Here is a 14,815-nt window from a genome sequence, read left to right as displayed (position 1 = left end):
GCCGGGCCGCACCGGTGACCGCGGTCAGCCGATGCGGAGGTCCTCGACGTCCTGGCTGCGCACCGTCAGCCCCAGGCCGGGGGCGTCGGCCGGCGGCCGGACGCGGCCGTGGGCCGGCTCGACGACCCCGTCGAAGAGCCGGCGCTCGAAGCGCTCGTGGTCGTGGAACCACTCCAGGTGCCGCAGGTTCGGCGTCGCCGGCCCCAGGTGCGCGTGCAGGGCGGGCACGCAGTGCGACGACACCTCCAGCTGGTGCCCGGCGGCCACGGCACAGGCGCGCAGCCACTCGGTCACGCCGCCGCAGCGGCTGGCGTCCACCTGCAGGCAGTCGACCGCCCCCGCGCCGCACAGTGCCGCGAAGTCCGGCAGCCGGGCGCCGTACTCCCCAGCGGCGACGTCGCAGTCGAGGCGCTCCCGGACCAGCCGCAGCCCGGCCAGGTCGTCGGAGGAGACCGGCTCCTCGAACCAGACGACGCCGAGGTCGTCGAGCTCCCCGCCGACCCGGACGGCCTGCTTGGCGGTGTAGCCGCCGTTGGCGTCGACGAGCAGGGCGGCGTCGTCCCCCAGCACCTCCCGGGCCAGCCGGGTGCGGGCGAGGTCCCGGGGCACGGCCGTCCCCCACGACTCCCCGATCTTGATCTTGGCCTGGTCGTGGCCGCGGGCCAGCCAACCGGCGAGCTGGTCGCGGGTGGTGGCGTCGTCGTAGCTGGTGAAGCCGCCGCTGGCGTAGACCGCGGCGTCGGCGCGCACGGCACCCAGCAGGCCGGTGAGCGGAACGTCGAGCAGTCGCGCCTTCAGGTCCCACAGGGCGACGTCGACCGCCGAGATCGCCATCGCCACCAGACCCGGCGCGCCCGCGTTGCGGACCGCCCGCGCCATGTCCGACGCCGCGGCGGGCGGGTCGAGCACCGGGCAGCCGAGGACCACCCCGGCGAGCAGACCGCGGACCACCGTCGCCGCGGCGGCGTCGGCGTAGGTCCACCCGACCCCGGTGACGCCGCCGCCGGAGGCGTGCACGACGACGGCGGTGGTGGCGTCCCAGCTCAGCGTGCCGTCCGCCTCCGGGCGGTCCGTGGGCAGCCGGTAGACGGCGACCTCCAGGGCGTCGACCCGCGGGTCGGACGGCGCCCCGCGGCGCTTCGCACGGCTCCCGGGCATCAGCCGCGCACCCGCCGCAGTCCGCTGCTCGCCGCCGCCCACCCCAGCCCGGCCACGGCGAGCAGCGCCGCGCCCTGGGCGGCCCGGCCGGGCGGTCGGGGGCGGTCGGCCAGCACCTGCTCGGGGTGCTCGGCCAGCCGCGCCCCCTCGACCAGGCCGGCCAGCGCCTCGGCGGAGTGCACCGCCTGCCGCCCGGTGCCGCCCTGCTCGATCTGGGTGCGGCAGCTGAAGCCGTCGGCGAGCACCACCGACCGGGGGTCGCCGTCCCGCACGGCTGGGAGCAGCACCTGCTCACCGCAGGCCATGGAGACCTCGTGGTGACCGCGCTCGAAGCCGAAGTTCCCGGCGAGCCCGCAGCAGCCGGAGTCCAGCACGTCGGCGTCCAGCCCGGCCTTCGCCAGCAGCTCGCGATCGGCGTCGAAGCCCATGACCGCGTGCTGGTGGCAGTGGGTCTGCACCATCGCCGCCCGCTCCGCCGCCGGTGGGGCCCAGTCCGGCGCCCGCTCGGCGAGCAGCTCGGCGAGGGTGCGGGTGCTTTCGGCGAGCCGGCGCACGTCGTCGTCCCCGGGGAGCAGCTCGGGGGCGTCGGCCCGGAACACCGCGGTGCAGCTGGGCTCCAGCCCGACCACCGGCACCCCGTCCCGCACTGCGGGGCCGAGCGCCTGCGCCGTGCGGCGCAGCACCCGGGAGGCCACGCCCAGCTGGCCGGTGGAGATCCAGGTCAAGCCGCAGCACAGCTCCTGCTCCGGCAGCCGCACCCGGAAGCCGGCGTCCTCCAGCACCGTCACCGCCGCCCGGCCGATGGCCGGGTGGAAGAACTCGGTGAAGGTGTCCGGCCAGAGCAGCACCTCGCCGCGCCGGCCGTCCCCCCGGGGTCCGCGCTCCCGGTACCAGTGGGTGAACCGCCGGGAGGCGAAGAGCGGCAGCTCCCGCTCGGGGGTGATCCCGCCGACGGCCTGCACCAGCCGGCGCAGCCCGGGGGTCTGGGTGGCGACGTTGACCACCCCGGGCGCCAGCGCCGCGAGGCGGGCCGCCAGGGGCAGCCAGCCCAGCGAGTAGTGGGTGCGCGGGCGCAGCCGGCCGGCGTGGTGGTGGGAGAGGAACTCGGCCTTGTAGGTCGCCATGTCCACGTCGACCGGGCAGTCGCTCTTGCAGCCCTTGCAGGCCAGGCAGAGGTCCAGGGCGTCCCGGACGGCGGTGGACCGCCACCGGTCCCGGATGACGTCGCCGCGGAGCATCTCGAACAGCAGCCGGGCCCGCCCCCGGGTGGAGTGCACCTCGTCGCCGGTCACCTGGTAGCTCGGGCACATCACCGCGCCCTCGGCGCCCTCGCCCAGCGTCGCGCGGCACTTGCCGACGCCGACGCAGCGGGCGGCGGCCTGCGCGAAGGAGCCGCCGTCCTCGGGGTAGCCGAAGACCACCTCCGGTTCCCAGGCGGGGAAGGCGGTGGTGAGCCGCAGGTCGGCGTCCAGCGGCCGGGGGGCGACCACCTTGCCCGGGTTCATCCGGTTCTCCGGGTCGAAGAGGCGCTTCACCTGCTCGAACGCGCCGATCAGCTCCGGCGGGAACATCCTCCCCAGGAGCTCACCCCGGACCTGGCCGTCACCGTGCTCGCCGGACAGCGAGCCGCCGTAGCGTGTGACCAGGTCCGCGGCCTCCTCCAGGAAGGACCGGTAGCCCGCGGCGCCGCCGGGGGCACCCAGCGCGAACGGGATGCGCAGGTGCACGCAGCCCTGCCCGAAGTGCCCGTACATCGACGCGGGGGTCAGCCCGTGCCGGTCCAGCAGGTCGTGCAGATCCGCGAGGTAGGGCCCCAGGTCCTCCGGCGCCACCGCGGAGTCCTCCCAGCCGGGCCAGGTGTTGCGCCCGCTCGGCGGGTGCGCCGTGGCACCGAGCCCGGCCTCCCGGAACGCCCAGAGGTCGGCCTGCTCCTCGGGGTCCTCCAGCACCAGCACCGACGGCGGCTCCGGTGCCGAGCAGACGTCGGCGACCAGCCCGTCCATCCGCCGGCCGAGCTCGTCGGGGTCGTCGTCGGCGAGCTCGACGAGCAGCCAGCCGCCCCCCTCGGGCAGCTTCTCCAGCGCCCGCGGGTTCATCCCCTCCTCGGCCTGGTTCCGGCGCAGCACGTCGTCGACGCCCTCCAGCCGGTGCGGGCGCCAGGGCAGCACCCGGGTGACCTCCCGGCCGGCGGTCACCACGTCCGGGTACCCGAGGACGACCAGCCGCCGGTGCCCGGGCAGCTCGGAGAGCAGCAGCTCCGCGCGCAGCACGGTCACCAGCGTCCCCTCGCTGCCGACCAGGGCCCGGGCCAGGTCGAAGCCGTTCTCCGGCAGCAGCGAGTCCAGGTTGTAGCCCGACACGCGCCGCGGGATCTGCGGGTACGCGGTGCGGATCCGCGCCAGGTGCTCGTCCCGCAGCCGGCGGAGGCCCGCGTAGAGCTCGGCGCGCCGGCCACCGGCCGCCACGATCCGGGCGTGCTCCTCGTCCGGCGTCGGGCCCACCCACATCCGGGTGCCGTCGGCGAGGAGGACCTCCAGCCGGGACACCTTGTCCACGGCCTTGCCGTACACCTGCGCCGACGACCCGCACGAGTTGTTGCCGATCATCCCGCCGACCGTGCAGGTCCAGTGGGTGGCCGGCTGCGGACCCCAGGTCAGCCCGTGCTCGGCCAGCCGGTCGTCGAGGTGGTCCAGCACCATGCCCGGCTCGACGACGCAGGTGCGACCCTCGACGTCCACCGACTCCAGCCGGTTGCAGTGCCGGCTCCAGTCCAGGACGACGGCGGCGTTCGTGGTCTGGCCGGCGAGGCTGGTCCCGCCGCCGCGGGAGAGCAGCGGGACCCCGTGCTCGCGGCAGACCGCCGCCGCCTCGACCGCGTCCTCCACCGTGCGGGGCTCGACCACGCCCAGCGGCGGGGTGCGGTAGTTCGAGGCATCGGTGGAGTACGCGCCCCGGGTGGCCGCGTCGAAGCGCACCTCGCCGTGGACCCGGCGGGCCAGGTCGCCCTCGAGCGCGGCCACGTCGACGTCCCGCCCTCCGGCGGGACGCGGCCACACGCTGCGCGGGTCGGGGAGGTCGGTGGTGGCCACGGCTCAGCTCCGGTGCGGCAGGAACTCCTGGATCTTGGTCTTGGCGCCCTGCTTGACCACTCCCCAGGCGTCCTCGTCGCCCTTGAACAGCGACTTGGCGGTCTCGGTCATCTGGTCCAACGTCGCGTGCGGCGGGATCGGCGGGACGTTGGGGTCGCAGATCACGTCGATGACCGCCGGCCGGCCCGCCGAGAGCGCGCGGTCCCAGGCCGGCCCGACCTGGGCCGGGTCGTCGACGGTGATCCCCTCGAAGCCGAGGCCCTGCGCGAAGGCGGCGAAGGAGACGTCGGGCAGGGTCTGCGAGTCGGCGAACTTGGGCGCCCCGCCCATCGCCCGCATCTCCCAGGTCACCTGGTTGAGGTCGTTGTTGTGCAGCACCGCCACGACCAGCCGCGGGTCGGTCCACTCCTGCCAGTACCGGGAGATGGTGAGGAGTTCGGCCATGCCGTTCATCTGCATGGCGCCGTCCCCGACGAAGGCGATGACCGGCCGGTCCGGGTGGCCGAACTTGGCGCCGATGCCGTACGGCACGCCGGGGCCCATCGTGGCCAGCGTGCCGGACAGCGAACCCCGGTTGTCGGGGCCGAACCGCAGGTGCCGGGCGTACCAGTTCGCCGCCGACCCGGAGTCCGCGGTGACGATCGCGTTGCCGGGCAACCGGTCGTTCAGCTCCCAGAACAGCCGCATCGGGTTGACCGGGTCGGCGTCGGTCATCGCCCGCATGTGGACGGTCTCCCACCACCGCCGGACGCCGTCCTCGATGCCCTCCCGCCAGGACCGGTCCTGCTTGCGCTCCAGCAACGGGATCAGCGCGCGCAGCGTGGCCGCCGCGTCACCGACGAGGTTCAGCTCGTAGGGGTAGCGCATCCCGATGTACTTCGCGTCGTGGTCGATCTGCACGGCGCGGGCCTGGCCGTACTCGGGGAAGAACTCGCTGTAGGGCAGGTTCGAGCCGACCGTCAGCAGGGTGTCGCAGTCCTTCATCATGTCCCAGGTCGGGCGGGTGCCCAGCAGCCCGATCGACCCGGTGACGAACGGCAGGTCGTCGGGGAGCACGTCCTTGCCCAGCAGCGCCTTGGCCACCCCGGCGCCCAGCAGGTCGGCGACCTCGACCACCTCGGCTCGGGCCCCCCGGGCACCCTGGCCGACCAGCATGGCGACCTTCCCGCCGGCGTTCAGCAGGTCGGCGGCGGCGCGGATCGAGGCGTCGTCCGGGAGCACCGTCGGGGAGGAGGTGTGCCCCAGGCTGGAGGGCACCATCTTGTGCTCGTGCGTCGGCGGGCTGTACTCCAGCTCCTGCACGTCGGCCGGGATGATGATCGCCGTCGGGGCGTGCTCGGCCATCGCGGTCCGGATGGCCCGGTCCAGGACGTTGGGCAGCTGCTCGGGCACGTTGATCACGTGCACGTAGTGGTGGGCGACGTCCTTGAACAGCGACAGCAGGTCCACCTCCTGCTGGTACGAACCGCCCATGGCGCTGCGGTCGGTCTGCCCGACGATCGCGACGACCGGCACGTGGTCGAGCTTCGCGTCGTACAGCCCGTTGAGCAGGTGGATGGCGCCCGGGCCGGAGGTGGCCAGGCAGACGCCGACCCGGCCGGTGAACTTGGCGTAGCCGACCGCCTCGAAGGCGGACATCTCCTCGTGCCGGGACTGGATGAACTGCAGGTCGTCCTGCTTGCCGAAGGAGGCCAGGATCCCGTTGATCCCGTCCCCGGGGTAGGCGAAGACCTTCTCGACGTCCCACTCGTGGAGTCGGTCCAGCAGGACGTCAGCGACCGTGCGACTCATGGCGAGATCCCCTCGCGTCGACGTCATCGTCCTCCGACCGCCTACCCCTGACCCGGGAGCGGAAACGACGAGCGGCCGGGAATCGGGCCGGCCCCGGCGCGTACGGTGGAGGTGACCTGGATCACGACAGGGAGGCCGTCGCCATGCCCGGACACCGGTACCGCGAGCACGGTCCCCCGCCGCCCGAGAGCGCACCGATCGCCCGGCCGGGCGGGTGAGGCGGGTGCGGACGCGACTGCTCACCGACGGCCCGCCACGGCAGCACGCCGTGGTGTTCGACACCGGCGACGAGGTCCTGGCCGGGCTCACCGGCTGGGCCGAGGAGAACGACCTGCCGGGCAGCTCCTTCACCGCGATCGGCGCCTTCTCCTCGGCGACGCTGGGCTGGTACGACCTGGACGCGCAGGAGTACGTCGAGATCCCGGTGCCCGACCAGGTCGAGGTGCTGACCCTGGCCGGCGACGTCACCCGTGACGGGGAGGGCGGCTGGCAGGTGCACGCGCACGTGGTCTGCGGCCGCCGGGACGGGTCCACCGTCGGCGGGCACCTGCTGCGTGCGGTGACCCGGCCGACCCTCGAGGTGGTGGTCACCACCGGGGCGACCCACCTGCAGCGCCGGCACGACCCGGCCTCCGGTCTCGCGCTGATCGACCCGGACGCCTCCTGACGGCACGGTCCGGCGCCCGCGTGAGGGGCGCGCGGAGCGGGCAGTGAGCTGAGCATGGACACCTTCCGCCACGGCGAGCTGGTCTTCGACGTCCGCGACTCCGGGCCGGCCGACGGCGAGCCCGTCGTCCTGCTGCACGGCTTCCCGCAGGACGCCGGCGCCTTCGACCGGGTGAGCCCGGCCCTGCACTCGGCCGGGCTGCGCACGCTCGCGCCCGACCAGCGCGGCTACTCCCCCGGCGCCCGGCCGGCCGGGCGGTCGGCCTACCGGCTGCGGGCGGTCGTCGACGACGTCCTGGCGCTGCTGGACGCCGCCGGCCTGCCCAGCGCGCACGTCGTCGGCCACGACTGGGGAGGCATCGCGGCGTGGGCCCTGGCCGCCTGGCACCCGTGGCGGGTGCGCACGCTGACCGCACTGTCGGTGCCACACCCGGCGGCGATGAGCCAGGCGCTGGGGCACAGCGACCAGGCGGTGCGGTCGGCCTACGTGGGCGCCTTCCAGCTGCCCGCCGTGCCGGAGGCCGTGCTGCTGGCCGGCCGGGGCGCGGTGTTGCGCCGGACGCTGCGCTCCGGCGGGCTGCCGGAACACCTGGTGGACCGCTACGTCGCGCGGATGCGCGAGCCGGGGGCGCTGACCGCCGCGCTGAACTGGTACCGGGCGCTGCCGCTGGCCGGCGGCACCCCGGTGGGCACGGTGCGCGTGCCCACCCTGCACGTCTGGGGTGCCCGCGACCCCTTCCTCGGCCGAGCCGCCACCGAGGCGACCGCCGGGTTCGTCGCCGGCCCCTACGCCCTGGAGGTCCTCGAGGACGTCGGCCACTGGGTCCCCGAGCTCGCCGCCGAGCGGACCGCGGAGCTGGTGACCGCGCACGTGCGCGCGGCGGGGACGCCCGGCCGCTGACCGGCCCCCGTCCGCACCGATCGTCGGTGGGCCCCGGCATGCTCGTCGTCGAGCACGCCGGCAGACACCCCGCGACACCCCGACCAGGAGCCGTCATCGACCACCCCCAGCCCGGCCTCCCGGCCGACGGCGCCGTCGCCGTGGGCGGCGCGCCGGCCTGGTTCCGCGCCCTGGACGACACGACCCTCGCGCTGCTGGCGATCTGCCGCACCGACGGCACCCTGCTCGCCGCCAACCGGCAGGCCTTCGAGGGCAGCGGCCTCGCGCCGGCCGAGCAGGTCGGCCGGCCGTTCTGGGCCACCGGCTGGTGGAGCGGGAGCACCGCGGTGGCCGACCGGGTCCGCGCCTGGTGCGCCGAGGTGGCCGCCGGCGGCGCCCCGGTGCGCGCCCAGACCCCCTGGTTCCACGCCGACGGCAGCGAGCGGACGCTGGACCTGACCCTGCAGCTGGTCCACGACCAGGCCACCGGGACGGCCTACCTGCTGCCCAACGGCACCGACGTCACCGACCGGCTGGCCGCCGCCCGCACCGCCGCCCGGGCCACCGCCGCGCAGGAGGAGGCCGAGGCGCTGCGCCGGCTGGACGCGGCCCGCTCGGCCGACGTCGCCCACCTGCGCGCGGTCGAGGCGCAGCTGTCCCGGGCGCTCGAGCTCTCGGAGAAGGTGCTGGCCAACACCGCGGACGGCATCTACGGGCTGGACACCGACGGCCGGGTGGAGTTCGTCAACCCGGCCGCCGTCCGGATCACCGGCCACAGCCGCGCGGAGCAGCTGGGCGGTGAGCAGCACGCCCTCATCCACGGCCGCCGCCACGACGGCTCCCCGTACCCGCGCGAGGAGTGCCCGATCTGGCGCGCGCTGCGCACCGGCGTCCCGGTGACCGCCGACGACGAGGTGTTCTGGCGCAGGAACGGCACCCCGGTGCCGGTCGAGCTGGTCGCCGTCCCCACGATCGAGGACGGCGCCGTCACCGGTGTCGTCGTCTCCTTCCGCGACCTCACCGACCGGCGGGCCGCCGCCGAGCAGGCCGCCGAGCTGCGCCGGCTCGAGGAGCAGGCGGCGCAGGAGCGGGCGCTGTCGGACCGGCTGCAGCAGGCGCTGCTCACCCCGCCACCGGAGCCCGACCACCTGCACGTCGCCGTCCGCTACCAGCCGGCCGCGCACGGCGCCCAGGTCGGCGGCGACTGGTACGACGCCTTCCGGCAGCCCGACGGCTCCACGGTCGTGGTGATCGGTGACGTCGTCGGCCACGACAGCCGCGCGGCCGCGGCGATGGGCCAGTGGCGCGGGTTGATGCGTGCCCTGGCCTACGACGGCGGCGGCGACCTCCCCGCCGTCCTGCGCCGGGTCGAGCAGACCGCACGCGGCCTCGACGTCAGCACCCTCGCCACCGCGGTGCTGGCCCGGATCGAGCGGCGGCCCGACCTGCCGGGCGGCGCGACGCGCCTGCTGCGGTGGGCCAGCGCCGGGCACCTCCCGCCGCTGCTGCTGGCCCCCGACGGCACGAGCACGGTGCTGCACACCCGGCCCGGCCTGATGCTCGGCGTCTCCGCCGACGCCGTCCGGGCCGGCCACGAAGCCGCGCTGCCGGACGACGCCACCCTGCTGCTCTACACCGACGGCCTCGTCGAGCGGCGCGGCGCGGACCTGGACCAGGGCCTGGCCGCGCTGCAGGCAGCGGTCGCCGACCTCGGCCGGCGGCCGGTGGACGAGCTGTGCGACACCCTGCTGGCCCGGCTGGTCCCCGCGAGCGTCGCCGACGACGTCGCCCTGATCGCGGTGCGGCTCCACCCGGAGGACCGCCCGCGCCCCCCGGGGCCGGCCCGCCCGACCGGCGACGGGTGACGGCCGGACCACGCGGGTAGCGCCGGGGACATGGCTGAACTGGACACCGGACTCCTCCGGGGCATGACCGTGGCGATCACCGGCGCGAGCGGCAACGTGGGGACGGCGGTGCTGCGCGCCCTGGCCGACACCGGCGTCGCCGAGGTGCGCGGGCTGGCCCGCCGCCGGCCCCCGGAGGAGGAGCCCTACGCCGGGGTGCGCTGGTTCCGCGCCGACCTGGGCTCCCCGGACAGCGAGCCGGTGCTGGCCGAGTTCCTCGACGGCGTCGACGCCGTCGTCCACCTGGCCTGGGCGCTGATCCCCGACCGGGAGCCGGACGTGCTGCACGCGGTGAACATCGAGGGCACCCGCCGGGTGCTCGCCGCCGCCGGTGCCGCCGGCGTCCGGCACGTGGTGCACATGTCCTCGATCGGCACCTACGCCGCCGGCCCGCAGACCGACCCGGTGCGCGAGGACTGGCCCACCACCGGCGTTCCCAGCTCGCAGTACAGCCGGCAGAAGTCGGCCTGCGAGCAGCTGGTCCGGGACTTCGACGCCGCCCATCCCGACGTCACCGTCTCGGTGACCCGCCCGACGCTGGTGCTGCAGCCCGACGCCGCCAGCGAGATCGGCCGGTACTTCCTCGGCCCGGTCTTCTTCCCGGCTGCCCGGGCCCTGCCCGGCGCGGTGGCCAAGCTGCTGCCGCTGCCGCTGCCCAGCTCCCTGCACCTCGGCTTCGTGCACGCCGACGACGTGGCCGACGCGATCGCCCGGATCGTCGACCGCCGCGCGCCCGGGCCGTTCAACCTCACGGCCCCGCCCAACTTCGACGCCGACGGGCTGGCGCGCGCACTCGGCGTGCGGCGGGTGCCCGTCCCGGCTGTCGTGCTGCGCACCGGCATGCAGGCGGCGTTCCTCGCGCACCTGCTGCAGATCGAGCCGGGCTGGCTGGACCTGGGGCTGGGGGTGCCGCCCCTGGACACCCTGAAGGCCCGCACCGAGCTGGAGTGGACCGCCCGGCACCGCGGCGGCGACCTGCTGCGCGAGTTCGTGGCCGCGTTGAGCAGCGGGCAGGGCCACACCGGCCCGCTGCTGCACGGCGGCACCGGACCGGAGCACACCCCCGCCTGAGGAGGGCCTCTCGCTCCGCCAGCCTCGCAGGGACCCGCCGCGAGCGGTGGGGGCGAGGGGGCCTTCCTCAGCTACGCGGCATGCCGGCGGCGCGGAGCAGCGCGCCGCCGATGATCACCTTCTGCACCTCGCTGGTGCCCTCGTACAGCCGGTACAGCCGGGCGTCCCGGTAGAACCGCTCGACCGGGGTGGTGCGCAGGTAGCCCAGCCCGCCGTGCACCTGGACGGCCCGGTCGGTGGCCCGGCCGACCATCTCGCTGCAGAAGAGCTTCGCCGCCGACGGGCCGACCGAGGTGTCCTCACCGGAGTCGTACCGGGCGGCGACGTCGACCACCATGCTGCGGGCGGCCAGCAGCTCGGTGTGCATGTCGGCGAGCATCGCCTGCACCAGCTGGAACCGGCCGATCGGCGACCCGCCCTGCTTGGCGGTGGCGGCGTAGGCGACCGACTCGTCCAGCACCCGCTGGGCCATCCCGACGCACAGCGCGGCGATGTGCAGCCGCCCGCGGGAGAGCACGGTGAGCGCCTTGGCGTAGCCGCGCCCCTCCTCGCCGATCAGTGCACCGGCGTCGACCCGGGCGTCGTCGAAGAACACCTCGGCGGTCCAGGCGCCGGACTGGCCCATCTTCTTGTCCTTCGGGCCGACCGTGACCCCGGGAGCCGTCGCGTCCACGACGAAGGTGGAGATGCCGCGGCCGCCGCGCTCGGCCGGGTCGGTGCGGGCGAAGACGACGAACAGGTCGGCGATCGGCGCGTTGGTGATGTAGCGCTTCCCGCCGCTGATCACCCACCCGTCGCCGTCCCGGCGGGCGGTGGTGCGCAGCCCGGCCGGGTCGGAGCCGGCCTCGGCCTCGGTGAGCGCGAAGGAGCCGATGAGCTCACCGGCCGCCAGCCGCGGCAGGTACGTCTTCTGCTGCTCCTCGTTGCCGAACTTGGCGATCACCTGCCCGGCGATGCCGTTGTTGGTGCCGAACAGCGACCGGAACGCCGGCGTCGTGTAGCCGAACTCGAAGGCCAGCTGGACGTCCTCGCTCATGCTGACGCCGAGGCCGCCGTGCTCCTCCGGCAGCGCGTAGCCGAACAGGCCCATCTCCGCCGCGGCAGCCCGCAGCTCGTCGGGGATCCGGTCGTCGAGGTCGATCTCCTCCTCGCGGGGTACGACCACCTCCCGCACCAGCTGGCGAACGGCGTCCCGGACCTGGCGGAAGACATCGGCGTCCATGCCGGACATGCTGGACCCCCGGCCGCAGGGTGCGCGACCGGGGGTCCAGGGGTCCGTCCGGGGGACGGACGGGGTGTCGATCAGGCGAGCGCGTCGAGCCGGGCCATCTCGTCGGTGGACAGCGTGAGCTGCGCGGCGCCGAGGTTCTCGGTCAGGTGGTCGACCGACTTGGTGCCCGGGATCGGCAGGATCACCGGGGACTTCTGCAGCAGCCAGGCCAGCGCGACCTGCGACGGGGTGGCGTCGAGCTCCTCGGCCACCGCCGCGACCGGGCTGTCGGGCTTGGCCAGGTCACCGGTCGCGATCGGGAACCACGGGATGAAGGCGATGCCCTCGGCCTCGGCGTACTCCAGCACGTCCTGGGACTGCCGATTGGTCAGGTTGTACAGGTTCTGCACGCTGACGATCTCGGTGATCTCCCGGGCCGCCTTCAGCTCCTCGACGGAGACCTCGGAGACGCCGATGTGGCGCACCTTGCCCTGCTCCTTGAGGTCGGCGAAGGCCCCGAGCTGGTCGGCGAGCGGAACCTGCGGGTCGATCCGGTGCAGCTGGATGAGGTCGATCCGGTCGACCTTGAGGTTGCGCAGCGAGAGCTCGACCTGCTGGGTGAGGTACTCGGGGCGGCCGCAGACCGGCCACACGCCGGGACCGGTGCGGGTCAGGCCGGCCTTGGTGCCGATGACCAGCCCGTCCGGGTAGGGGAACGCCGCCTCGGCGATGATCTGCTCGCTGACCTGCGGGCCGTAGGAGTCGGCGGTGTCGATGAAGTCGACGCCCGCCTCGATCGCGGCCCGCACCACCTTCAGGGCGCCCGGCCGGTCGGCCGGCTGGTCCCATACGCCGGGACCGGTCAGCTGCATCGCGCCGTAGCCGAGGCGGTGGACGGTGAGGTCCCCACCGAGGTCGAAGGTCAGCGGGGTGGTGGCGGTGGTCATGGGTCCTCCTGCGCATCGACTGTCCGGTGCCCGCGCTCGTGCCTGCGGGTCTCGTCGTGCACAAGGTGATCCGGACGCCGACCCTTCCCGGCCCGGCCGACTGTGACCGGCGCCACCCGCACTCCCCCGCCGTCGAGCGGCACCCCCGGCTGGAGGAAGGTGGACCGGTGCAACGAGGTGGCCTGGCGCGGCCGAGCGGGCGGGCCGCGACGACGGCGACCGTGCCGCTCCTGCTGCTGGCCGGCGTGGTGCTGGTCGCGCTGAACCTCCGCGGACCACTCGTGGCGGTCGCCCCCGTGGTCGACGCCATGCGGGCCGACCTGCGGGTCTCCACCGGCACGATCGGGCTCCTGACCAGCATCCCGGTGCTCTGCTTCGGGCTGGCCGCCCCGCTGGCGTCGCTGCTCATCGCGCGCACCGGGGTCCACCGGGCGGTCGTCGTCTCGATGGCCGGGGTGCTCGCCGGCACGCTGCTGCGCTCGCTGGGCAGCCCGACCGCCGCGATCGCCGGCACGGTCGTCATCGGCCTGGCCATCACCGTCGGCAACGTCGTCGTCCCGGTGGTCATCGGCCGGGACTTCCCCGGTGCCACGAACGTGGTCACCGCCGCCTACACGGCGGCGCTCAACGTCGGCTCCACCCTCACCTCCGCGCTCACCGCTCCGCTCGCCGACCTGGTCGGCTGGCAGGCCGCACTGGCCGCCTGGGGACTCCTGGTGGTGGTCGCCGCCGCCGTCTGGACCGCCGCACTGCGCCAGCAGGTGGCCCGCACCGCCGCGGCCGAGGCGGCGGGCACCGCGCCACCGCCGCCGGCCGCGGTCGCGCCCGGCCGCTCCGTCTGGCGGCAGCCGGCGGCCTGGGGCCTGACGCTCGCCTTCGCCGGCCAGGCGTTCAGCTACTACGGCGCGACCGCCTGGCTGCCCACCCTGCTGGCCGACGTGAACGGGATGACCCGGGCGGCGGCCGGGGCCAGCTCCGCACTGTTCCAGGTGTTCGCCGTCGTCGGCGCCTTCGCCGTGCCGGCGCTGGTGGCCTGGTGGCGGCGCCCGTCGCTCGTGCTGCTCGCGGTCACCGCGGTCTGGGCGACGCTGCCGTTGGGGCTGCTGACCGCCCCGTCGCTGTGGGCACTGTGGTGCTCGCTGGCCGGCATCGCCCAGGGTGGCGGCATCACCGTCGTCTTCATCGCGATCGTCCGCCGGTCGCGGGACCTGACCGAGAACCGTCGGCTGTCGGCGATGGTGCAGGGTGGGGGGTACGTCGTGGCGGCGAGCGGCCCCCTGGTCATCGGCGCCGTGCACGAGGCGAGCGGCGGTTGGAGCGCGCCACTGCTGGTCATCCTGGGGGCAGTGGTCGTCATGGCGGTGGCCGGCACGGCGTCCGCCGGTGGCCGGACCGAGGCAGAGACCGAGGCGGGGCCGGTACCGGTCCCCGCGGGAGAGGAACACCGTGGGTGAGCTGGTGGTCGTCCGGCACGGACAGACCGAGTGGAGCGCGAGCGGGCAGCACACCGGCCTGACCGACCTGCCGCTGTTGCCCAACGGCGAGGACGACGGCCGGCGGCTGCGCTCGGTGCTCGGGGCGCGGGAGATCACGCACGCCTTCGTCAGCCCGCTGGTCCGGGCCCGGCACACCGCCGAGCTCGCCGGGCTGTTCGACGACGGCATCGACGCCCAGCTGGAGCCGGACCTCGTCGAGGTCGACTACGGCGGCTGGGAGGGGCTGACGACGCCGGAGATCAGCGACCGGGTCGGCCACTCGTGGTCGCTGTGGCACGACGGCACGGTGCCCGGCGACTCCCCCGGCGAGACGCTGGCGCAGGTGGCCGAGCGCGTCGACCGGGTGCTGGAGAAGGCCCGCCCGCTGCTCGCCGACGGCGACGTCGCCCTGGTGGCGCACGGCCACGTCCTCCGCGTCCTGGCCGCCCGCTGGCTCGGCTTCGACCCGGAGCGGGGGGCACTGTTCCCGCTGGCCACCGGCCGCTACGGCACGCTCGGCTTCGAGCACGAGTGGCCGGCGCTGACCGGCTGGAACACCGGCTGCCCCTGACGGCCCCGCCATCCCCAGTCATCGATCAGGTCACCTGATCGAAAACTGGCCTC

General features: G+C 75.2%; 11 protein-coding genes. 6 read left to right on the top strand and 5 right to left on the bottom strand.

Translation table 11 applies throughout. From position 1 onward, the window contains the following. Positions 1-24: 24 nt before the first annotated feature. The 3 genes from FB380_RS21360 to FB380_RS21350 are packed head-to-tail and all read right to left on the bottom strand — an operon-like array spanning position 25 to position 6,038. On the bottom strand, positions 25-1,158 hold the full coding sequence (locus tag FB380_RS21360; protein WP_166757387.1) for an enolase C-terminal domain-like protein: 1,134 nt from the start codon (positions 1,156-1,158) through the stop codon (positions 25-27). Further along, a complete protein-coding gene (locus tag FB380_RS21355; RefSeq protein ID WP_229682287.1) occupies positions 1,158-4,247 on the bottom strand; it encodes an FAD-binding and (Fe-S)-binding domain-containing protein in 3,090 nt (1,029 codons plus the stop codon). Before FB380_RS21355 ends, FB380_RS21360 begins: the two co-directional genes overlap by 1 nt. A 3-nt stretch (positions 4,248-4,250) precedes the next feature. Further along, positions 4,251-6,038 carry a thiamine pyrophosphate-requiring protein gene (locus FB380_RS21350; RefSeq protein WP_166757386.1) on the bottom strand — a complete coding sequence of 596 codons (1,788 nt, stop codon included), beginning with the start codon at positions 6,036-6,038 and terminating at the stop codon, positions 4,251-4,253. Positions 6,039-6,261: 223 nt separating this feature from the next. Here FB380_RS21350 and FB380_RS21345 point away from each other — a divergent pair, with 223 nt between their 5' ends. From FB380_RS21345 to FB380_RS21330, 4 genes are read left to right on the top strand one after another with little or no spacing between them, the layout of a single operon-like run. Next, complete coding sequence (locus FB380_RS21345) at positions 6,262-6,705, top strand: PPC domain-containing DNA-binding protein (protein ID WP_166757385.1); 444 nt, start codon at positions 6,262-6,264, stop codon at positions 6,703-6,705. 54 nt (positions 6,706-6,759) lie between these two features. Further along, positions 6,760-7,605 (top strand): alpha/beta fold hydrolase, encoded by an 846-nt coding sequence (locus tag FB380_RS21340; protein WP_166757384.1) that lies wholly within the window; start codon positions 6,760-6,762, stop codon positions 7,603-7,605. Between the two features lie 26 nt (positions 7,606-7,631). Beyond that, a complete protein-coding gene (locus FB380_RS21335; protein ID WP_229682288.1) occupies positions 7,632-9,449 on the top strand; it encodes a SpoIIE family protein phosphatase in 1,818 nt (605 codons plus the stop codon). 30 nt (positions 9,450-9,479) lie between these two features. After that, entirely contained in the window at positions 9,480-10,559 is a 1,080-nt protein-coding gene (locus tag FB380_RS21330) for an NAD-dependent epimerase/dehydratase family protein (protein ID WP_166757383.1), read from the top strand. A 67-nt stretch (positions 10,560-10,626) separates the two neighbouring features. Here FB380_RS21330 and FB380_RS21325 read toward each other — a convergent pair whose 3' ends face one another. Next, complete coding sequence (locus tag FB380_RS21325) at positions 10,627-11,781, bottom strand: acyl-CoA dehydrogenase family protein (protein WP_166757382.1); 1,155 nt, start codon at positions 11,779-11,781, stop codon at positions 10,627-10,629. A gap of 80 nt (positions 11,782-11,861) precedes the next feature. Next, positions 11,862-12,716, bottom strand: a complete 855-nt coding sequence (locus FB380_RS21320; protein ID WP_166757381.1) for an aldo/keto reductase — start codon at positions 12,714-12,716, stop codon at positions 11,862-11,864. A gap of 167 nt (positions 12,717-12,883) precedes the next feature. Between FB380_RS21320 and FB380_RS21315 the strand changes: the two genes are divergently transcribed. After that, entirely contained in the window at positions 12,884-14,170 is a 1,287-nt protein-coding gene (locus FB380_RS21315; protein WP_208383937.1) for an MFS transporter, read from the top strand. Continuing rightward, positions 14,163-14,762, top strand: coding sequence for a histidine phosphatase family protein (locus FB380_RS21310; protein WP_166757380.1), 600 nt, complete (start codon positions 14,163-14,165; stop codon positions 14,760-14,762). Before FB380_RS21315 ends, FB380_RS21310 begins: the two co-directional genes overlap by 8 nt. Positions 14,763-14,815: the final 53 nt, after the last annotated feature.

It is taken from the genome of Modestobacter marinus (assembly GCF_011758655.1).
In the GTDB taxonomy this organism is placed as follows: Bacteria; Actinomycetota; Actinomycetes; order Mycobacteriales; family Geodermatophilaceae; genus Modestobacter; species Modestobacter marinus.
Note: the sequence above shows the minus strand (reverse complement) of the source record. Positions and strands in the feature narration are given on the sequence as shown.